This is a genomic window from Peribacillus sp. ACCC06369, assembly GCF_030348945.1.
In the GTDB taxonomy this organism is placed as follows: Bacteria; Bacillota; Bacilli; order Bacillales; family DSM-1321; genus Peribacillus.
Genome location: NZ_JAUCEN010000002.1, coordinates 3,573,577 through 3,593,764, shown reverse-complemented (window position 1 = coordinate 3,593,764; position 20,188 = coordinate 3,573,577). Strand labels below are relative to the sequence as shown.

Below are 20,188 nucleotides of genomic sequence, written 5' to 3'. Positions count from 1 at the left end.
TTAGTCTTGGCGAGCATGGGTGGTGTCTTGGTATGCTCCAAAAATGTGAGGGCATTGTCATAAGGCGAACTGCATATGGAGAAAATAACAAAATCATTACTATATATACCCGTGAGCTAGGAAAAATTGGCGTTATGGCGAGGGGAGCCAGTAAACCTAACAGCAGGCTTTCTGCCGTCACACAGCTTTTTTGCTCCGGGTATTTTCTTATAACCACATCAACCGGACTCGGAAGTCTTCAGCAAGGCGAAATGGTCGATTCACTCCGTTTCATTAGGGAGGATCTTTTTGCCACTGCTTATGCCTCATATATTGTTGAATTGCTTGATAAAAGCGTCGAGGATAAGAAACCGAATCCATATTTGTATGAATTGCTTTCGCAAACCTTGCATTACATAAACGAGGAATATGACGCAGAGGTTTTGAAATTCATTTTTGAAATGAAGATGCTGCCCGTCAATGGGATTAACCCAGTGCTGAATCAGTGTGCCGTATGTGGTGAAACGGAAGGGGAATTCTCCTTTTCGCTTCGGGAAGCGGGCTTTATCTGTCACCGCTGTCTAGGGAAAGACCCTTATCATTATAAAATTTCACCTGCAGCCGTCAAATTGCTGCGGATCTTTTATTATTTCGATTTATCAAGGCTCGGAAACATTTCCGTCAAGCCTGAAACGAAAAAAGAACTGCAGAAAATCATCGATGCTTATTATGAGGAATATTCTGGTCTGCATTTGAAATCAAAAAAGTTCCTGAAACAGATTGATACGATGAAAGATATGTTTTAGGATCTGACCTATTGACATTCCATGCTAGTTTGTATAAAATTCTAATCATCAAATTAAGAAGATTGCGTTGATGGAAAAGAGTATCTGTCATTCTCCATAAAAAGCGAACCCGGGACGGTGGAAGCCGGGATATGGATTTACAGGGAAGGGCGTTTCCGGAGCATGTTGCTTTGAAAAGAGGCCGTTTTATAAACGGCAATTAGGGTGGAACCGCGGGTATACTCTCGTCCCTATGCATTTCGCATAGGGACGGGAGTTTTTTGTTTGCCGAAATGTGAATGGGTTCCGAACCTTTAATTTTCAAAGAGCCGTTTTAAATAACCTGGAGGTGTACGATGAATATTCAAAATATGATTTTAACGTTACAAAAGCATTGGTCTGAACAAGGCTGTATATTAATGAATGCTTATGATGTCGAGAAAGGGGCAGGAACGATGAGCCCATACACGTTCCTGAGAGCCATTGGACCTGAGCCGTGGAGCGTTGCTTACGTGGAGCCATCCCGCCGTCCGGCTGACGGTCGTTATGGTGAGAATCCTAATCGACTGTATCAGCATCATCAGTTCCAAGTGATCATGAAACCCTCGCCTGACAATATCCAAGAGTTATATTTGGATTCCCTGCGTGCATTGGGGATTAATCCGCTTGAGCATGATATTCGCTTTGTGGAGGACAATTGGGAAAACCCATCACTAGGGTGTGCTGGTCTTGGTTGGGAAGTTTGGCTAGATGGAATGGAAATTACGCAATTTACATATTTCCAACAAGTGGGTGGCCTTGAATGTAAACCGGTTTCCGTGGAAATTACATACGGGATCGAACGTCTCGCCTCTTACATTCAAGATAAGGAAAACGTATTTGACCTAGAATGGACAGAAGGATTCACAGTTCGGGATATATTTGGACAGCCGGAATACGAACATTCAAAATATACATTTGAAACCTCCGACCTTGATATGCTGTTTCAACTTTTCACGATGTATGAAAAGGAAGCGCATCGCCAAATGGAAGAAGGGCTTGTACATCCTGCATATGATTATGTTTTGAAATGTTCACATACATTCAACCTTTTGGATGCGAAAGGTGCCATCTCGGTGACGGAAAGAACTGGATATATTGCCCGGTGCCGTAACCTAGCGCGTAAGGTTGCCAAAACCTTCTATGAAGAGCGGGAAAAATTAGGCTTCCCGATTCTTAAAGTGAAAGGGGAGAATACAAATGAGCAAGCGTGATTTGTTATTGGAAATTGGATTGGAAGAGCTGCCAGCCCGTTTTGTGACAGCATCCATGAAACAGTTGTCAGATAAAGTGCAGCAATGGCTAACGGAAAAAGCGATTGATTTCGGAACGGTTGAAGCCTTTTCCACACCAAGACGTTTGGCTATATTGGTGAAAGACGTGGAAGAATCACAAAAGGATATCGAAGAAGAAGCAAAAGGACCGGCTAAGAAAATCGCTGTGGACAGCGAAGGTAACTGGTCTAAAGCCGCATTGGGATTCGTCAGGGGCCAAGGCATGACTTCAGAGGATATTTATTTTAAAGAACTCAAGGGTGTGGAATATGCCCATGTGAATAAATTCATAAAAGGACAGCAGACTGTTCAGCTTTTATCCGAGCTGCAGGAAATCATCAGTGGTATGACGTTCCCGAAAAATATGCGCTGGGCCAATCAAGAGCTCCGCTTCGTCCGTCCGATTAAATGGCTGATTGCCTTATTCGGGAATGACGTAGTGCCATTTAGCATCGCTGATGTGGAAACGGGCCGTGAAACAAAGGGACACCGTTTCTTGGGCGATAGCTCAATCATCGAGCAGCCGGATCAGTACGAAGAAACGTTAAAAGAACAATTTGTAATGGCTGATCCAGATAAACGCCGACAAGTTATTTTAGATCAGATTAAAGGGCTTGAGCAGGAAAAGGGCTGGATCATCCCAGTCGATGAAGAACTGCTTGAAGAAGTGAATAATTTGGTAGAGTATCCAACGGTGTTATTTGGACAATTTGAGGAAGAATTCCTTGAGCTTCCAGCAGAGGTATTAATCACATCAATGAAGGAACACCAACGTTATTTCCCTGTTAAAGATCAGGACGGGAAGCTGCTTGCTTTCTTTGTAACCGTACGTAACGGGGACGATCGCCATTTGGATAAGGTTTCTAAAGGAAATGAAAAAGTCTTGCGAGCCCGCCTATCGGATGCAGCATTCTTCTATAAAGAAGATCAGAAAAAAGGGATTTCGGAAGCTTTGAAAAAGTTGGACAACATCGTTTATCATGAAGAAATTGGTACATTGGCCGAGAAAGCTGCCCGGGTAACTGCAGTGACCGGTGCCCTTGCTGAAGTTTTGAATTTAAAGGCAGAAAAAGAAATGGCGCTTCGTACAGCAGAAATTGCCAAGTTCGATTTGGTGAGTCATATGGTTTATGAATTCCCTGAATTGCAAGGGTATATGGGTGAAAAATATGCGCTCCTAAAAGGAGAAGCCAAGGAAGTGGCCGCGGCTATCAATGAACACTATATGCCAAGGCATGCGGATGACAATGTGCCGCCTTCAGTCATTGGAGCGGTTGTGAGTTTAGCTGAAAAAATTGATACTCTGGCTTCATTCTTCGCTATTGGCGTCATTCCGACGGGTTCCCAGGATCCATACGCTTTAAGAAGGCAGGCGAGCGGTGTCGTTCAAATTCTAGCTGAGAAGAAATGGAATATCTCTTTAGAGGAGCTTATTGTTTTGGGCCTTAAAGGACTTGCATCAAAAGGCATCTTAAAACGTGAACTTGAGGAAGTTAAAGCGGATATGTTCACATTCTTTAAAGCCCGTGTCAAACACCTGTTGCAAGAACAGCAAATCCGTTACGATTTGATTGACGCAGTTCTGTTCAATGAGATCGGTTATATCCATTCCATCGTGGAACGGGCACATGTCTTGGATGCTAAAAAAGACGAAGAAGGCTTTAAAGAAAGCCTGGAAGCTTTGAGTCGCGTCATGAACATTGCAGTAAAATGTGACAATAAAGTGACGGTCGACCCTAGTGCCTTTGAAAATGATCAAGAAACAACGCTATACGAAAAATTCCAAAAAGTTGCCATGCGTTATACTGAATCTAAAGACGAGAATGAGCGCTTTGAACAGCTTGTTTCGCTCCAAACGGAAATAGAGTCATATTTCGAGAATACAATGGTCATGGCAGATGATGAAGCAATCCGTAATAACCGTTTATCCCTTATGAAGGAAATCAGTGATTTGGTTGCAGGCTTTGCTGCCATGAATAAAATCATCCTTTCATAATTGAAAGAGTGTATGGAAATCGGAAACACTTTAAATAAGGGTTTCCGATTTCTTAAAAAGATAAATGGTCAATAAATAGGACAAACATGCCCTTATTAAATAATTTAGTATATAATTATTAAATGAATAACTTTTGTTACTTTACTCTGCGAAAGCAGTGGGGTGGTGATTATAATCCAACTGAATAAGCGTCAGGAACACATTTTACAAATTGTAAAAGAGAACGGACCGATTACTGGAGAACATATTGCCGATAGATTGAACCTTACCAGGGCGACCCTTCGTCCAGATCTAGCCATATTAACGATGGCAGGTTTTCTGGATGCCAGGCCGCGGGTGGGGTATTTCTATACAGGTAGGTCAGGAACACAGCTTTTGACCGACAGCCTTAACCATCTTTATGTACGAGACTACCAATCGATCCCTGTCGTTGTTGACGAGGGCATTTCCGTATATGATGCAATCGTCATGATGTTTTTAGAAGATGTCGGGACCATGTTCGTCGTCGATAAGCATGCATTGCTTGTCGGTGTCTTATCAAGGAAAGACTTGTTGCGTGCAAGTATTGGGAAACAAGAGCTTAACTCCATTCCAGTCAATATCATCATGACCAGGATGCCCAATATTACAATGTGTTCAAAAGAAGACCTTTTGATTGATGTTGCCAAAAAATTGATAGATAAACAAATCGACTCATTACCGGTCGTCAAAGACACAGAAAAAGGCTATGAAGTAATTGGAAGAATTACAAAAACCAATATAACGAAAGCATTCGTAGCTTTGGCTGATGAAGGCTATTAGGGGGCTTGCAAAAGGAATGACGGAGAAAATGAACGGTTCTATTATATATGTTGTATCGGATTCAGTAGGGGAAACAGCGGAATTGGTTACAAAAGCAGCTGCAAGCCAGTTCTCGGGATCTGCTTTTTCCATTAAGCGAATCCCGTATATTGAAGATGAACAAAACGTGGATGAAGTGATTTCACTGGCTAAATTGGATGGGGCGATCATTGCTTACACCCTTGTGAAGCCAGCTATTAGAGCGTATATGAAAGCACAGGTCGAAAAAGAAAACCTGTCTGCTTATGACATTTTAGGGCCGCTCATGGACATACTTCAGGAAAGGGCACCAAAAGGCCCGCTTAATGAGCCTGGTCTGGTAAGAAAACTGGATGATGATTATTTCAAGCGTGTCGAAGCCATTGAATTTGCGGTAAAATATGATGATGGACGTGACCCTCGAGGCATTTTACGTGCTGATATCGTCCTTGTGGGTGTTTCACGCACTTCAAAAACACCATTATCACAGTATTTAGCCCATAAACGCTATAAGGTGGCGAATGTACCTCTAGTACCTGAGGTGGAACCTCCAGAAGAGCTGTTCCTGGTACCTCCTGAAAAATGCATTGGTCTAAAGATTAGTCCGGAAAAGCTGAATCATATTCGCAAAGAACGATTAAAGTCACTCGGGCTCAATGATCATGCGATTTACGCAAATGTTGAGCGTATAAAAGAAGAATTGACATACTTTGATAAAATCATATCAAGATTGAACTGTCCAATTATTGATGTGACCAATAAAGCTGTTGAAGAAACAGCCAATTTGATTATCAATATACTTCAAAACAAAGATCGTTGACCCTTATATTAAGGCAAACAAAATGTGAGCTAGACACTTTAAGTGTCGGCTCACATTTTAATGCAAAGGTCAAAAAAAGGGAATATAAAGAATAAGTTGAAAATAATTACATATAATTCCTCTTGGTTTCCAAATACTAACCGTTGATTTGCATGAAAACATAATCGGAATTTAAATGTTGGCATCTTCTAAACAAATAGACTATAATAAAAAATTGTGAGAAAAAAGTAATCTTAAGGTTTAGACTTAATTAATAAGGAATAAACTAAAGGTTAATGAGATGTCAAGGTTTTTATCATAAAAATAATTCGACATCTTCCGTATAATTCAAAATGGGCTTGCCCTATTCAAGGCAAAATAGGCGCTTTCACTTAAATAAGCAGGTATAATGTTGGCACTATTAAAGGGAACCCTTGTGAGCCAATGCTGAAAAATCACTATATCTTCATAAAGTTTAGGGGAGAAAAAGGATTATGCAGAAAGATGTAGAATTAGAAGGTATGAATAATAAACCTACCATACACGTCGATGCCGATGCATGCCCGGTGAAAGACGAGATCCTTCATTGTGCAGGTTTGCACGATGTCGAAGTCTGTTTTGTTGCATCATATAAAAATATGATGAATAACCCTGAAGGTAAATGGGTTTATGTCGATGCAGACAAAGAAGCGGCAGATCTTTATATAGTAAACTCAGTAAAAAAGGGTGATATTGTCGTTACTGCGGACATTGGTTTGGCTGGGACCCTGCTTCCTAAAAGCGTTTATGTTCTTTCCCCAAGGGGAAAAGAATACACAGACGAGAATATTTTCATGCTCTTGGATATGCGTTATCAGTCGGCGAAACTCCGCAGGCAGGGTAAACATACCAAAGGGCCGAAAGCATTCACAAAGGAAGATCGTACATGTTTTACAAATAAACTTTTGAAAACTTTGTCGAACTTTGCAGGGGATTAGGAAACAGTATCGAATTAGAAACTATCACCAATATTGCAAGGTGGAAAAATGATAAATGGCCGTATAGAAGATGAGAAAATTAACCAAATTCGCGAAGCTGTTGACATTGTTGATTTAATTGGGGAGTATGTCCAGCTGAAGAAGCAAGGACGCAATTATTTTGGCCTTTGCCCTTTTCATGGTGAGAACTCTCCCTCGTTTTCCGTTTCAACGGAAAAACAAATCTTCCACTGTTTTGGTTGTGGGGCAGGCGGGAATATTTTTACCTTCTTGATGGATATAGAAGGCTACAACTTTGTGGAATCTGCAAAAGTTTTAGCTGAAAAAGGAAATGTTCCTTTGGATGTTGAATTGAATAAGGATTCCAAGCGTTCTAACATGCCCGCAGGATCGCAGCAAATGGTTGAAGCCCATGATCTGCTGCGGAAGTTTTATCATCATCTCCTCGTTAATACGAAGGAGGGGCAGGATGCCCTCGAATATTTACTTAAACGCGGGTTTACTGAAGAGACGATAGAGAAGTTCCAAATTGGCTACTCTTTGGATTCATGGGACTTCGTGTCCAAGTTTCTTTTAAAACGTGGTTTTCCAGCGGAATACATGGAGCAGGCAGGGCTTATTATCTACAGGGAAAAAGACGAGTCATATTTTGACCGTTTCAGAAATAGAGTCATGTTTCCAATTATGGATCATCAAGGAAATACGATTGCGTTTTCAGGGAGAGCGATGGGGGACGATGAGCCCAAATATTTGAATAGTCCTGAAACGCCAATCTTTAATAAAAGTAAAACTTTATATAATTTCCATCATGCAAGACCTCACATACGAAAGAAAGAACAAGTAGTCATTTTTGAAGGCTTTGCCGATTGCATTTCAGCTGTTCGAGCAGGTGTGGAGAATTCGGTCGCTACAATGGGGACTGCCCTGACGGACCAGCATATCCAGCTTTTAAAAAGAAATACTGATCAGATACTTATTTGCTACGATTCGGACTCTGCGGGATTGAATGCAGCCAATCGTGCAGTTAATATGCTTCAGGACCATGAGTTTTCCGTGAAAGTCGCTCTCATGCCTGATAAGATGGACCCCGATGACTACATAAAGGAATTCGGTGAAAAAAGCTTTGTTTCTGAAGTAATAGGGGCCAGTTTAACCTACATGGCATTCAAAATGCATTATTTGCGTCGAGGGAAAAATGTAAATAATGAAGGAGATCGAATTCAATATATCGAAGAAGTCCTTAAAGAAATTTCGCGATTGCCCAATGCAGTGGAGAGGGATCATTATCTCCGGCAGTTATCCTCTGAATTTTCCCTATCATTGGATGCGCTGGAACAGCAGCAGCGACAGGTGTTCTTTACGGAACGCAAGAAGGGGACACTGCCGCAGCCCGCTGCCCAAAAGAAAATGGCCCTGCAATATGAGCATAAGTTAAAGCCTGCTCATCATAATGCTGAAACGAAGTTGATTGCCCATATGCTAAAAAGCAGGGATATGACTTTTAAAATTCAGCAGCTGCTTGGGCAAACGGCCTTTCATGTAGACGAACATCAGGCAATCATCACCTATTTATATGCGTTCTATGAAGATGGACACGAACCGGATACAAGCTTTTTCCTTACTTATTTACCGGATCCAAACTTGAGAAGGATCGTTTCGGAAATAGAAATGATGTCAGTGAATGAGGAAGTTACCGATAAAGAACTGACCGATTGTATAAATCAAGTGTTGAAATATGAAAAGTTGTTAAAGATAAAAGAAAAACAAGTTGAAGAAAAAGATGCAGTGAGACGAAGTGATTATGTCACTGCTGCACAAATAGCCATGGAAATAATTAAATTGCGTAAAATGTTGTAGTCGTTTAGGTGTAAGTCCTGGAAGGAGGGGAACTAATGGCTGAAAAACCAGCACGTTCCAAACAAGTTGATAATGAATTTAGCCTTGAACAGGTGAAAGAAAAATTAATAGAGCTAGGTAAAAAACGAGGCTCTTTGACTTTAGAAAAAATCGCAGAAATGATTGGCGGTTTTGAGTTAGATTCCGATCAAATGGATGAGTTCTATGAGGTGTTAACAGAAAACAGTGTCGAAATACTCACGGATGGTGAGGAAGACGATGATGAAGATGATCCTGATGAGAAGAAACTTGCAAAAGAAGAAGAGTTTGACTTAAATGATTTAAGTGTTCCTCCTGGCGTTAAAATTAATGACCCGGTCCGTATGTATTTAAAGGAAATTGGACGGGTAGACCTTTTATCGGCAGAAGAGGAAATTTCTCTGGCTACTCGAATTGAAGATGGGGATGAAGAAGCGAAACGCCGTTTGGCTGAAGCTAACCTTCGTCTTGTTGTCAGTATTGCCAAGCGCTATGTCGGACGAGGAATGCTTTTCCTTGATTTGATTCAGGAAGGTAATATGGGACTTATCAAAGCGGTGGAAAAATTCGATTACCGCAAGGGATTCAAATTCAGTACCTATGCAACATGGTGGATTCGCCAAGCCATAACCCGTGCCATTGCCGACCAAGCAAGAACGATCCGGATACCGGTGCATATGGTGGAAACCATCAATAAATTGATCCGTGTCCAAAGACAGCTACTTCAGGATTTAGGACGTGAACCTTCTCCGGAAGAAATTGCGGAGGATATGGACTTAACTCCTGAAAAAGTTCGTGAAATCTTGAAAATAGCTCAGGAGCCTGTTTCCCTGGAAACGCCAATAGGTGAAGAAGACGATTCCCATTTAGGTGATTTCATTGAAGATCAGGATGCAACTTCGCCATCGGAACATGCAGCATATGAACTATTGAAAGAACAGCTTGAAGACGTATTGGATACTCTTACTGATCGTGAAGAGAACGTTTTGAGACTCCGCTTTGGACTTGATGATGGCCGCACTCGGACACTTGAAGAGGTAGGTAAAGTGTTTGGAGTCACCCGCGAGCGTATCCGTCAAATCGAAGCGAAGGCGTTACGTAAACTGAGGCATCCAAGCCGCAGCAAACGCTTGAAAGATTTCTTGGAATAAAATATATAAGCCCTTAACAGAGCCCTCTTTGAATGCCCAGCGTTCGGGAGTGGCTTTTTTTTTGCAATCCGATGTAAAATTATTCATGTAAAAACAAAATTTATCCAGTTATCTATATAATGGAGATCTGTTTAACACGATAACTGAGTATCCACAACTTAGGTCAAGATCCGTTAAAAAAGAAATGCCCGCAAGGATGTGAAATTCATGGATGAGATGAGAAAGAAAATCATCATTAAAGAAATAAACTCCTGGAAGGAAAGTCGTATGCTTCCGGAGCAATATTATAATTACCTGCTTGCATTATACCGTCAAGGTGAACTGCCGCCATCAAATTCTAATAACACCGGGAGCGATATAAAGGACATTCTTTCCGGGCTGTTGATTGGGGCTCTTTTTGCATTTATTGTATTTTTGAATTATTTTACTGAAATACCCATAAGAATGCAAATGCTTATGACAACAATTTCAATCATTGTCTTTGGACTGGCGGTCCGCCGCTTTATAGGCAGGAAAATCATTTTTCAAATGGCATCGATGGGAATGGCACTATCCTTGCTTTTATTAACAGTCAGTTTGGCGGAATTCATGGCACCCGGCAAAGTGGACATCCTTTATGTTTTCTTGTTCATTAATTGCGGACTCTGGATTTTAATGGGCAAAAAACTGAAGCTGCTCCATTTCTCCCTGGCGGGAAGCTTGGGAGCAATGGTCACTTTTTACTTTTTATTAATATAATTCAATGACGAGCTAACGGTTTTAAATAATGAATTTAGGGTATTATGAAACATATGTAAGAAAAAGTAAAATTGTTTGGAAATATACATAAGTTTTTGACAATTTTAAGAAATTATATAATATCTTCTATTTTTGGGCTTTTACTTGAAACTCTTTTCAAGTAAAATAATATATAGCTGTTTGTATATAATATTAAATATGGTAAGTTTAGGTTCTACATAGGGGAGGAAATACTATGAATCGCAATGCAGTAATGCCTTTTATTATTATCATGGTTTTTGGTATTGGACTTATGTTTTTACTTTCGTTTAAAGGTTTGGGTGATGCCAAAGATCTTGCTAAGGAAAAAGAGGGCGGCGAAAAGACAGAAGAAACAGAAAGTGCCTCTGCATCACCTGAGGACATTTATAAGCAAAACTGTATCTCTTGTCATGGTAACGCCTATCAAGGCGGTGTCGGACCTGCTCTAAAAGGAGTTAGCGATCGACTGTCGGTCGATGAGGTTAAAGACGTGATCACTAATGGACGGGGTGCCATGCCACCAGGCTTAGTCGAAGAACAGAACATTGACGCCATGGCCGAATATATTCATGGACTGAAATAATTAAAACGAAACTGACTCAAGAAATCGTTGGAAGGCGAACTTTTTGAGTCAGTTTTCTTTTATTCCCAAAAGGAAGATTCCGGATGGAAGGTTCCCTTTGCCCAGTGATAGAAAGACCCATGTTTCTCCTTCCTGTAATTTTTCGATTGAACTTGGTATAATCGAATGGGAAACTAATTATATGCAAGACATTATTTGAATTAAGAGAGTTGATAAATATGAACCATGAGAAACTATCGATGAGATTAGAACGTGTTGCCATACATATACCAAAAGGAAGTATCCTTGCAGATATAGGGTCCGACCATGCTTACTTGCCGTGCTATGCGGTGACTAACGGCCTGTGTGACAGTGCTATAGCCGGTGAAGTTGTAGAAGGGCCCTATCAGTCAGCCCGCAAGCAAGTGGCCATAACGGGGCTCGGGGACAAGATAGAGGTACGTAAAGGAGACGGGCTTGAAGTATTGAATCCCGATGAAGCGACATGCATTACGATAGCAGGCATGGGAGGCACTTTAATATCAAGTATATTGGAAAGCGGAAAAGGAAAACTCGGCAAGGCGGAAAGGCTTATCCTTCAGCCTAATGTCGGTGCAGCGAATGTCCGCAGCTGGCTAATCGATAACGGCTGGGAACTTAGTGGAGAGGAAATCCTTGAGGAAGATGGGAAAATCTACGAAATCTTAATTGCTGAAAAAGGGGACCCGCTTCGCCCTTATCGTGTAAACATGCAAACCGGCCTGATTTTCGGTCCTTACTTAAGAAAGCAATTCAGTGACATTTTCATAAAAAAATGGCAGCTTGAGAAAAAACATTTGGAAAGAATCATCGAACAATTGGATGAAAGCGGACGAAGCGGATTGGAAACGAAACGCAATGAATTAAAATCCCAAATTTCCGTAATTGAGGAGGTGCTTAAAGGTTGAAGACAGTAAATGGTCACAAAATCATTGAAATGTTTGAACAATTCTCCCCGAAGCAATATGCAATGGAGGGAGATCCTATCGGTTTGCATGTCGGGCAGCTGAATAAGCCGGTTACTAAAGTGATGATTGCCCTTGATGTATTGGAAGAGGTTGTGGACGAAGCGATAGAACATGGCGTGGAATTAATCATCGCTCATCACCCGCTTATATACCGACCATTGAAAAGAATCGATACAATGGCTGCTGGAGGCCGGATCATCGAAAAACTGATCAAACATGATATCGCTGTTTATGCTGCACATACCAATCTGGATGTAGCTAAGGGTGGAGTAAATGATTTACTTGCCGAAGCGCTCCAATTGCAGGACACAGAAGTATTGGTTCCTACTTACGAGACGGTCCTAAAAAAATTGGTCGTATATGTTCCGGAGGCAGATGAACAAAAGGTGAGGGAAGCCTTAGGTAAGGCAGGTGCCGGAGCAATTGGGGATTACAGCCAGTGTTCGTTTTCTGGAAAAGGTACAGGACGCTTCCTGCCAGGTGAAGGCAGTGAACCGGTAATCGGTTCCAAAGGAAAGCTTGAAGCGGTAGCTGAAATGCGGGTTGAGATGATATTCCCGGAAAGTATCGAGAAGAAAGTGCTTGCTGCGATGATTAAAGCCCATCCATATGAGGAAGTTGCTCACGATATATATAAACTGGAGAATAAAGGGGAGTCACTTGGCTTAGGCAAGATTGGTGTACTTGCTGAAGAAATGACACTTCAACAGTTTGCTGAACATGTGAAGCGGACACTTGATGTGGAAAAGGTACGTGTCGTTGGAGATTTGCAAAGCCCGATAAAAAAAGTGGCCGTGTTGGGCGGAGACGGCAATAAATACTTTACGACGGCAAAATTCAAGGGTGCTGATGTATATGTTACAGGTGATATGTATTACCATACAGCCCATGACGCGATGATGATTGGCTTGAATATTGTGGACCCAGGCCACAATGTTGAAAAGGTGATAAAAAAAGGCGTGGCACGAATCCTTGAAGAAATGTGTCGCGAAAATAATTACGATGTGGAATTCATTCCATCCCAACTGAATACCGACCCCTTCCGCTTCATTTAAATAAAACGAAAAAAGGCAGCCATAGTGGCTGCCTTTTCTTGTGTGTATCATTTTTTCACTTTAATCTTAGGTAAAATTTTATGCAATGGCGTTTTCTTTTCGGTATTCCAAGTCAATTCATCATTTGCTTCATATTGCTCTAGAAAAGCGATAACTTCCTTCGTTATCGGAGTTGGTGTAGAAGCCCCGGAAGTGACTGCAACCGTTTCTGCATCCTTTAGCCATTCAAGGTTCAGCTCGGAAATGTCAGCGATGCGATAAGCTCTCGTGCTGGCAATTTCTTCGGATACTTGTGCAAGGCGGTTTGAATTATTACTCTTGGGATCTCCGACGACGATTAAAACATCAGCTTCGCCTGCTTGCTGGGCAACCGCTTCTTGGCGTACCTGTGTCGCTAAACAAATTTCCTTATGGACTTCGGCATGTGGGAATTTTTCCTTAACCTTATCCATGATATCCAAAACATCCCATTGGCTCATCGTTGTTTGATTGGTCACAATGATCTTATCACTATTCAATGTCAAGGCTTCAACATCTTCATCCTTCTGAACCAGGTGTACGACATCGGGTGCAACTCCGACTGCGCCCTCAGGTTCCGGATGGCCTTTCTTGCCAATATAAATAATTTGATAACCTTCCGCTTCTTTTTCCCGAATTAAGTCATGAGTTGCGGTAACATCGGGACACGTTGCATCAAGCGTAACAAGCCCTTTTTTCTCAGCGATCTTCCTAATCTCAGGGGAAACGCCGTGAGCAGTGAAGATGACGGTTCCGCTGTCCACCTGTTCAATGATATCGTTACGGTTGCTGCCGTCCAACGTGATGATGCCTTCCTCTTCAAACGCATCAGTCACATGTTTGTTATGCACGATCATTCCTAAAATGTAAATGGGGCGTGGCAAGGTTTTATCTAAAGCCGCATTTCGGGCGATGACCATGGCATCGACAACGCCATAACAATAGCCGCGCGGGGAAATTTTAATCACTTTCATCTATGTGTCCTCCTTCAAGGCAAGAAACTCTCACTTTTTATACCTTTCTATTATATAAGACCATAGATGATATTACAAAACATCCTATTTGCATAAATTCGGTTACTGGTAAAAATTTTTTATACCTTTAAATATAAAGCTTTGGACCGGATGACCTTTCCCTTTTGGTATTGTTACGAACTTGGGCGATGGGTTTAGCTTTTTCTTTTTTCTTCGAATCGGTTTTTACCGCACTGTTTTTTACCTCACTTTTTTTTGCCTCTACATTAGGCCCGCTTTCAACGGGAGTTTCCTGGTCCCCGGTATCACCGGCTGACGATATGCTCCGGAAAACTTTCCACATTGAAGGCAGGTTTTTGATCACTGGTCCGTATTGTTCCACCATAGGGGTGAATTGTTCGGCTGCCTGCAGCACCTTTTGCGTATTGGAAAGCATATTGTTCAGGGAATCGGGGTTTTTTAGTGTTTCTAAGATACCGCCTCCGCTGCTTCTTGAAGAACTTTGGTTAGTGGAACCAGCTGGAGCAAACAAGTTAGGCGAACCAGCTTTTTGTTTTGACTTACCAAGTATCTTTGACAATAGCCCTTCCTTCTTTGCAGGCGGCATTTCCTGGCGCTGCGGTTGGGTGAAAGGGCCTCGGAAACCTTGAGGTCCCTGTGGCCCCTGAGGTCTGTTTTGTATAATTGGCCGCCGCATCTGCTGATAAGGGTGGGGGATTTGTGGTGTTTGCCTGAATGGAGCAGGGAGCTGTTGCATTCTTCGACCATTGGGTGGCTGAAAACCGGGTCCGAATTGACGATTTCTATCTGGGAACATGGGTTTCACCTCCTCTATTTTATTATGCTGGTGTATTCTTCTATATAAAATATGCAGCTCGACAAAAAAGGTTTGAGGAAAGAGTGACTGGGCAGTTGTGAAGTGACCGGAAAGAAGGTAAGATGGTAACGGTAGTCTTTTAGCTCCATGTCTGCGGGGGATACGCTATGACCAGGACAGGGGCTTTTCGTTTGCAAGAGTCCAACTTAAGAGAACTAACCTCAGCGCTTGCGCTTTTTGTATAATCCAGCTTCAGCGCCCAGCTCGTTGTGAAAAAGATGATGGACCACATAAGGCAAAAGAGCGCCTTACGGGTCAATCCCTATTTTCTTCACGAGCAACCCAGGCGCTTGCGCTTTTTGTATAAAATTTATTATAATAACAGGACATGTCTAATGACTGACAGGATAAAGGAGTTTTTTGATGAAACAAAACCAATTTGAACGATTTAATTTGAAAAGCTACATTCTAGATGCGGTTCGTACTTTAGGGTTCGATAAGCCGACGGAAATTCAAGAGCGTGTGCTTCCGTCGCTTTTAAAGGGAAGTAGCTTAATTGGACAGTCGCAGACAGGTACAGGAAAAACACATTCCTATTTGCTGCCGATTATGAACAAGCTTGATGCTAGTAAAAATGAGGTTCAAGCGATTATTTCCGCACCAACCCGTGAGTTAGCGAACCAAATCTACAAAGAAGCTTTGAAAATTGCCGACCATTTCCCTGAGGATGAGCAGATTCAAGTCCGTTGTTTCATCGGTGGTACTGATAAACAGCGAATGATTGATAAATTGAAGACACAACCTCAACTGGTAATCGGTACGCCAGGCCGGATCAAGGATTTGGTTGAAGCTCAGGCACTTCAAGTGTATACAGCAAAAATGCTTGTAGTAGATGAAGCGGACCTTATGCTAGACATGGGATTCCTTGAAGATGTCGATGTATTTGCATCACGTATGGCTGAAAAAATTCAAATGCTTGTCTTTTCGGCAACCATCCCGGAAAAATTAAAGCCGTTTTTGAATAAATATATGGAGAACCCAAAGTATGTTCAAGTGAATCCCAAGCAGGCAACCGCTGCGAAAATTGAACATGTTCTGGTACCGCTTCGCCACCGAAACAGAGAGCAGTTACTTCATGATATCATCGTTCGATATAATCCATATTTGGCGATTGTTTTCACGAACACAAAAAAAATGGCGGATCATGTGGCGAATTCCTTGATCGAAAAAGGGTTGAATGTCGGTCGTATTCATGGGGATTTAACGCCTCGTGAGCGTAAAAAAATGATGAAGCAAATCAATGATTTGGAGTATCAATTCATTGTTGCTACAGATCTGGCTTCCCGTGGAATCGATATTGAAGGTGTAAGTCATATCATAAACTATGAATTGCCTTCAGATTTGGATTTTTACATCCATAGGACGGGAAGGACGGCTCGTGCAGGATATTCTGGCATTGCCACTACCATTTATAATACATCCGATGAAGATTCATTGAACCGCCTTGAAAAAATGGGCATTGAATTCCGTGATGCCGATATCCAAAACGGTGATTGGGTTGATATCGATGAACGTAATAAACGTAAAAACCGTAAAAAACAAAAATCTGATATCGATGTTAAAGCGAGCAGGCACGTCAAGAAGCCAACTAAAGTCAAGCCAGGTTACAAGAAGAAAATTCAACGTGATGTGGAAAACTTTAAAAAACGTGAACGTCGTATACAGAGAAAGAAATAAGGGAGAAATCAGATGCTGAAGATTGGATCGCATGTTTCAATGAGCGGGAAAAATATGCTTCTTGCTGCGAGTCAAGAAGCGGCTTCATATGGCTCCAACACATTCATGATCTATACGGGGGCCCCTCAAAATACAAGACGTAAAAAAATCGAGGATTTAAATATCGAAGCCGGAAGACTGCATATGGAAGAGAATGGAATCAGTGATATCGTAGTCCATGCCCCGTATATCATCAATATAGGAAATACTACGAATCCAGCCACATACGAGCTGGGAGTCAACTTCTTACGTAGCGAAATCGATCGGACCGAAGCGATTGGTGCAAGGCAGATCGTACTTCATCCAGGTGCGCATGTTGGTGCAGGCAGTGAACTGGGCATCAAGAGAATCATCGAGGGTTTGAATGAAGTGCTTACTGCTGATGATAAAGTTCAGATCGCCCTTGAAACGATGGCGGGTAAAGGTACTGAATGTGGCAGGTCTTTCGAGGAGTTAGCGATGATCATTGATGGTGTGACCCATAATGAAAAATTATCGGTATGCTTCGATACTTGCCATACTCACGATGCAGGATATAATATCATTGAGGATTTTGATGGCGTACTGAATGAATTTGATAAATTAGTCGGTATTGAACGCATCAAGGTACTTCATATAAACGATAGCAAAAACGAACGCGGCATGCGTAAAGACCGCCATGAAAACATAGGATTTGGTCATATCGGTTTTAAAGCGTTGAATGATATTGTCCACCATCCGCAATTAAGCACTGTTCCAAAAATCTTGGAAACACCTTATGTGGGGGAAGACAAGAAAGACAAAAAGGCACCTTATAAATTTGAAATAGATATGTTCAAGAATAATCAATTTGAAGAAGATTTATTGGAAAAGATCAGATTCCAACAATAATCATAATAGAAAGGGACGATTCATCTTTATTTTGATGAATCGTCCTTTCATTTTACATTGGTTTAAGTAAGACGTTCAAATTCAGGAAGTAGGCCAAGATCCTTTAAAAGGTGGAAGTAAGGTTGTTAAAGAGGGATTCTATTTCCCTGGCTGTGCTTGCACCGGCAACTTTTGTAATTTGACCAAGTACGTTCTGTCTTTGACGTATATCAAAAATGTTAATATTTTTACCTGCTAGAAGTGCAGTGATATCCTGTGCTTGCTTTTGGGTGAGCGCAACCTTGTGCTGCTTAGCAAGGGAAAGCAGTTCATCTGGGCGTATGTTGTTGATTTTATGATTGACCATCATTTCAAATAATTTCAAACGATCTCCTCCTTTGTTAAAACATATGAAGGAGGAAGACGTATGTGAACATGAAACTTTGTTTGATTTGAGGGAATTTGGTTCCGCTAACGTTTTTTGGTGGTTCTGGTCGGATGGGCACTTGTTTTGAGGACCGGATTCTTTACATCTGGACTTCTTTGATTTATACTAACGATTGTTAATCGTAATGATTCTTAAAAAATAGGTGATCTCTTTGGATAATGTAGTAAACCCCATAGTTAAATTAGAAGATATATCTTACAAATATACAAAAGATCTAGTGCTGGAACATGTTTCGCTTGAAATTCCTAGAGGTGCCTTCTTAGCTATCGTCGGGCCGAATGGATCCGGTAAGTCAACACTTTTGAAATTGCTGCTTGGTCTGTTCAAGCTTCAAAAGGGAAAAATTGAATTATTCGGGGAAGATATACGACGATTTAAAGATTGGCAAAAGGTCGGGTTCGTTTCCCAAAAGGCGAACTCCTTCAACTCTGGATTCCCTGCCACTGTATTTGAAGTGGTTCAAAGCGGTTTGACCAAAAAAATAGGATTATTCAAGTTTGCTGGTAAAGAGGATAAGCAAAAGGTGAAGAAGGCCTTGGAATCAGTGGACATGCTTGAATATCAGAACCGCAATATCGGAGAATTGTCCGGAGGGCAGCAACAGAGGGTATTCATTGCCCGTTCACTGGTCAGCGAGCCGGAATTGATGATATTGGATGAGCCCACGGTTGGCGTTGATTCAAAGAACGTCCACCAATTTTATGAAATGCTTGAGATGTTGAATAAAAAATTAGGAATATCCCTGATTTTAGTAACCCATGATGTTGGTACTGTGACCGATAAAGTCACACATGTCGCCTGTTTAAATAAAAAGCTTCATTTTCACGGGGATGCCTGTGAATATAATGAGTTGAATGAAGGCGAGCTCTCGTCCATTTATGGACATGGGGTCCAATTTTTAAATCATGATCATTAATATGTTTTGGAGGATAGCCCAATGATATCGGGGATATTGCAATTTGAATTTTTGCAGAACGCATTCTTGACCGGAATCATCATCGGAGCGATTGCGCCATTAGTGGGCGTTTTTGTCGTGGTAAGGCGGATGTCGATGATTTCCGATGCGCTCAGTCATGTAGCGCTTGCTGGTATAGCGTTTAGTTTACTGCTTCAGAAGAGCTTTCTATCTCTAGCAGGATTGAATCCACTTTATATAGGGATGGCTTTTTCTGTAGGTGGTTCATTATTCATTGAAAAATTAAGAGGGGTTTACAAGCATTACCAAGAGCTTGCAATCCCGATCATTATGTCCGGCGGCATGGGTCTTAGTGTCATTTTCATTTCCATTGCAGATGGTTTCAATACGGATTTATATGGTTATTTATTCGGCAGTGTAAGTGCCGTCAGCCGGGCGGACCTGTATGTCATATTGGCAGTGGGGATAGTCGTTGCCTTGATGCTAACCCTCTTGTATAAAGAATTATTTCTGTTATCTTTTGATGAAGAGCACGCGAAAGCGTCCGGAATACCTTATAAAGCCATTCATTTTATTTTCATTGTCATGGTAGCATTGGTCATTGCCGCTTCCATGAAAATAATTGGCATATTACTGGTTTCTTCGCTCATGACGCTCCCGGTAGCAGCTAGTCTCCGCTTTGCGAAGGGCTTTAAGGAGATGATTGTTTTTTCGGTATTATTCGGTGAAATATCTGTCATAGGCGGATTGTTTTTATCATACAACCTTGATCTCGCTCCTGGTGGGACCATTGTAATAATAGCTGTGCTAATTCTCATCTTGTCAATTTTGTTTGATAAGTGGAAAAATCGATAGATGGGGTGATTTTTTTTGAACGTAACTACTGCCATGCAATTATTAAAAGATAAAGGTTTTAAACATACAGGAAAGAGGGAGGAAATGCTTCAGCTTTTCTCTTCCAGCGATAAATATTTAACGGCAAAAGATGTTTTGGAGAATATGAAAAAAGACTATCCAGGGTTAAGTTTCGATACGATTTACAGGAATCTTTCCTTATTTGTCGAACTAGGCATCTTTGAAGCGACCGAGTTGGAAGGGGAAAAGCATTTTCGCTTTACTTGCGGTCATTCCTCCCACCATCACCACTTCATCTGTTTGAATTGTGGAAAAACGAAAGAAATCGAATTATGCCCGATGCAGGAACTTCAGGAAAGCTTGAAGGACTATGATGTTTCGGGGCATAAATTTGAAATTTACGGACGCTGTCCCGCATGTAGCGTATCTTTGGAAGCATAAAAAAACCATCGACCCTC

Annotated in this window: 20 protein-coding genes and 1 other annotated feature; of the genes, 17 read left to right on the top strand and 3 right to left on the bottom strand. The window is 41.5% G+C overall.

Annotated elements, in window-relative coordinates:
- The first annotated feature begins 32 nt into the window (after window positions 1-32).
- The 12 genes from recO (at window position 33) to QUF78_RS18275 (ending at window position 13,077) form a co-directional block, all read left to right on the top strand.
- On the top strand, window positions 33-785 hold the full coding sequence (gene recO, locus QUF78_RS18330; protein WP_289315637.1) for a DNA repair protein RecO: 753 nt from the start codon (window positions 33-35) through the stop codon (window positions 783-785).
- 58 nt (window positions 786-843) lie between these two features.
- Window positions 844-1,020: a binding site (T-box leader), on the top strand.
- Window positions 1,021-1,120: 100 nt separating this feature from the next.
- Complete coding sequence (gene glyQ, locus QUF78_RS18325) at window positions 1,121-2,017, top strand: glycine--tRNA ligase subunit alpha (RefSeq protein WP_061140675.1); 897 nt, start codon at window positions 1,121-1,123, stop codon at window positions 2,015-2,017.
- A complete protein-coding gene (gene glyS, locus QUF78_RS18320) occupies window positions 2,004-4,073 on the top strand; it encodes a glycine--tRNA ligase subunit beta (RefSeq protein ID WP_289325785.1) in 2,070 nt (689 codons plus the stop codon). The genes glyQ and glyS overlap by 14 nt, the downstream gene beginning before the upstream one ends.
- 162 nt (window positions 4,074-4,235) lie before the next feature.
- On the top strand, window positions 4,236-4,874 hold the full coding sequence (gene ccpN, locus QUF78_RS18315; protein ID WP_286182260.1) for a transcriptional regulator CcpN: 639 nt from the start codon (window positions 4,236-4,238) through the stop codon (window positions 4,872-4,874).
- Window positions 4,861-5,712: a pyruvate, water dikinase regulatory protein gene (locus tag QUF78_RS18310; protein WP_289325784.1), complete on the top strand. Its 852-nt coding sequence runs from the start codon at window positions 4,861-4,863 to the stop codon at window positions 5,710-5,712. The genes ccpN and QUF78_RS18310 overlap by 14 nt, the downstream gene beginning before the upstream one ends.
- Window positions 5,713-6,212: 500 nt before the next feature.
- The gene (locus QUF78_RS18305; protein WP_289318331.1) at window positions 6,213-6,668 is read left to right on the top strand and encodes a YaiI/YqxD family protein; all 456 of its coding nucleotides are present in this window, start codon (window positions 6,213-6,215) and stop codon (window positions 6,666-6,668) included.
- Between the two features lie 51 nt (window positions 6,669-6,719).
- Window positions 6,720-8,525, top strand: coding sequence for a DNA primase (dnaG, locus tag QUF78_RS18300; RefSeq protein ID WP_289327352.1), 1,806 nt, complete (start codon window positions 6,720-6,722; stop codon window positions 8,523-8,525).
- Window positions 8,526-8,560: 35 nt separating this feature from the next.
- Window positions 8,561-9,694 carry an RNA polymerase sigma factor RpoD gene (rpoD, locus tag QUF78_RS18295; RefSeq protein ID WP_289315640.1) on the top strand — a complete coding sequence of 378 codons (1,134 nt, stop codon included), beginning with the start codon at window positions 8,561-8,563 and terminating at the stop codon, window positions 9,692-9,694.
- Window positions 9,695-9,901: 207 nt separating this feature from the next.
- Entirely contained in the window at window positions 9,902-10,432 is a 531-nt protein-coding gene (locus tag QUF78_RS18290; RefSeq protein ID WP_289325783.1) for a hypothetical protein, read from the top strand.
- A gap of 235 nt (window positions 10,433-10,667) precedes the next feature.
- Window positions 10,668-11,036 carry a cytochrome c550 gene (cccA, locus tag QUF78_RS18285; RefSeq protein ID WP_289325782.1) on the top strand — a complete coding sequence of 123 codons (369 nt, stop codon included), beginning with the start codon at window positions 10,668-10,670 and terminating at the stop codon, window positions 11,034-11,036.
- A gap of 218 nt (window positions 11,037-11,254) precedes the next feature.
- Window positions 11,255-11,962 carry a tRNA (adenine(22)-N(1))-methyltransferase gene (locus QUF78_RS18280; RefSeq protein WP_289325781.1) on the top strand — a complete coding sequence of 236 codons (708 nt, stop codon included), beginning with the start codon at window positions 11,255-11,257 and terminating at the stop codon, window positions 11,960-11,962.
- Window positions 11,959-13,077, top strand: coding sequence for a Nif3-like dinuclear metal center hexameric protein (locus QUF78_RS18275; protein ID WP_289325780.1), 1,119 nt, complete (start codon window positions 11,959-11,961; stop codon window positions 13,075-13,077). The genes QUF78_RS18280 and QUF78_RS18275 overlap by 4 nt, the downstream gene beginning before the upstream one ends.
- 47 nt (window positions 13,078-13,124) lie before the next feature.
- Here QUF78_RS18275 and QUF78_RS18270 read toward each other — a convergent pair whose 3' ends face one another.
- Both QUF78_RS18270 and vrrA read right to left on the bottom strand, forming a co-directional pair.
- A complete protein-coding gene (locus QUF78_RS18270; RefSeq protein WP_289325779.1) occupies window positions 13,125-14,069 on the bottom strand; it encodes a 4-hydroxy-3-methylbut-2-enyl diphosphate reductase in 945 nt (314 codons plus the stop codon).
- A gap of 127 nt (window positions 14,070-14,196) precedes the next feature.
- Window positions 14,197-14,886, bottom strand: a complete 690-nt coding sequence (vrrA, locus tag QUF78_RS18265; protein WP_289325778.1) for a VrrA/YqfQ family protein — start codon at window positions 14,884-14,886, stop codon at window positions 14,197-14,199.
- Window positions 14,887-15,309: 423 nt separating this feature from the next.
- On the opposite strand from vrrA, the gene QUF78_RS18260 reads away from it, so the two are divergent.
- Together QUF78_RS18260 and QUF78_RS18255 are read left to right on the top strand one after the other, a co-directional pair.
- Entirely contained in the window at window positions 15,310-16,623 is a 1,314-nt protein-coding gene (locus QUF78_RS18260) for a DEAD/DEAH box helicase (protein ID WP_289325777.1), read from the top strand.
- 12 nt (window positions 16,624-16,635) lie between these two features.
- Window positions 16,636-17,532: a deoxyribonuclease IV gene (locus QUF78_RS18255; protein ID WP_289315647.1), complete on the top strand. Its 897-nt coding sequence runs from the start codon at window positions 16,636-16,638 to the stop codon at window positions 17,530-17,532.
- Window positions 17,533-17,635: 103 nt separating this feature from the next.
- On the opposite strand, the gene QUF78_RS18250 is transcribed toward QUF78_RS18255, so the two are convergent.
- Complete coding sequence (locus QUF78_RS18250) at window positions 17,636-17,896, bottom strand: DUF2624 family protein (RefSeq protein ID WP_076365270.1); 261 nt, start codon at window positions 17,894-17,896, stop codon at window positions 17,636-17,638.
- A 214-nt stretch (window positions 17,897-18,110) separates the two neighbouring features.
- Here QUF78_RS18250 and QUF78_RS18245 point away from each other — a divergent pair, with 214 nt between their 5' ends.
- From QUF78_RS18245 to QUF78_RS18235, 3 genes are read left to right on the top strand one after another with little or no spacing between them, the layout of a single operon-like run.
- Window positions 18,111-18,875, top strand: coding sequence for a metal ABC transporter ATP-binding protein (locus QUF78_RS18245; RefSeq protein WP_289325776.1), 765 nt, complete (start codon window positions 18,111-18,113; stop codon window positions 18,873-18,875).
- A gap of 21 nt (window positions 18,876-18,896) precedes the next feature.
- Window positions 18,897-19,730, top strand: a complete 834-nt coding sequence (locus QUF78_RS18240) for a metal ABC transporter permease (RefSeq protein ID WP_289325775.1) — start codon at window positions 18,897-18,899, stop codon at window positions 19,728-19,730.
- A 15-nt stretch (window positions 19,731-19,745) separates the two neighbouring features.
- Window positions 19,746-20,171 carry a Fur family transcriptional regulator gene (locus QUF78_RS18235; RefSeq protein WP_289325774.1) on the top strand — a complete coding sequence of 142 codons (426 nt, stop codon included), beginning with the start codon at window positions 19,746-19,748 and terminating at the stop codon, window positions 20,169-20,171.
- The last annotated feature ends 17 nt before the right edge of the window (window positions 20,172-20,188 follow it).

Bases quoted from the DNA above. Each gene is read 5' to 3' on its own strand.
- recO (WP_289315637.1), top strand. From the start codon at position 33: ATGCTCCAAAAATGTGAGGGCATTGTCATAAGGCGAACTGCATATGGA.
- glyQ (WP_061140675.1), top strand. From the start codon at position 1,121: ATGAATATTCAAAATATGATTTTAACGTTACAAAAGCATTGGTCTGAA.
- glyS (WP_289325785.1), top strand. From the start codon at position 2,004: ATGAGCAAGCGTGATTTGTTATTGGAAATTGGATTGGAAGAGCTGCCA.
- QUF78_RS18310 (WP_289325784.1), top strand. From the start codon at position 4,861: ATGAAGGCTATTAGGGGGCTTGCAAAAGGAATGACGGAGAAAATGAAC.
- QUF78_RS18305 (WP_289318331.1), top strand. From the start codon at position 6,213: ATGAATAATAAACCTACCATACACGTCGATGCCGATGCATGCCCGGTG.
- rpoD (WP_289315640.1), top strand. From the start codon at position 8,561: ATGGCTGAAAAACCAGCACGTTCCAAACAAGTTGATAATGAATTTAGC.
- QUF78_RS18290 (WP_289325783.1), top strand. From the start codon at position 9,902: ATGGATGAGATGAGAAAGAAAATCATCATTAAAGAAATAAACTCCTGG.
- cccA (WP_289325782.1), top strand. From the start codon at position 10,668: ATGAATCGCAATGCAGTAATGCCTTTTATTATTATCATGGTTTTTGGT.
- QUF78_RS18280 (WP_289325781.1), top strand. From the start codon at position 11,255: ATGAACCATGAGAAACTATCGATGAGATTAGAACGTGTTGCCATACAT.
- QUF78_RS18270 (WP_289325779.1), bottom strand. From the start codon at position 14,069: ATGAAAGTGATTAAAATTTCCCCGCGCGGCTATTGTTATGGCGTTGTC.
- vrrA (WP_289325778.1), bottom strand. From the start codon at position 14,886: ATGTTCCCAGATAGAAATCGTCAATTCGGACCCGGTTTTCAGCCACCC.
- QUF78_RS18260 (WP_289325777.1), top strand. From the start codon at position 15,310: ATGAAACAAAACCAATTTGAACGATTTAATTTGAAAAGCTACATTCTA.
- QUF78_RS18255 (WP_289315647.1), top strand. From the start codon at position 16,636: ATGCTGAAGATTGGATCGCATGTTTCAATGAGCGGGAAAAATATGCTT.
- QUF78_RS18240 (WP_289325775.1), top strand. From the start codon at position 18,897: ATGATATCGGGGATATTGCAATTTGAATTTTTGCAGAACGCATTCTTG.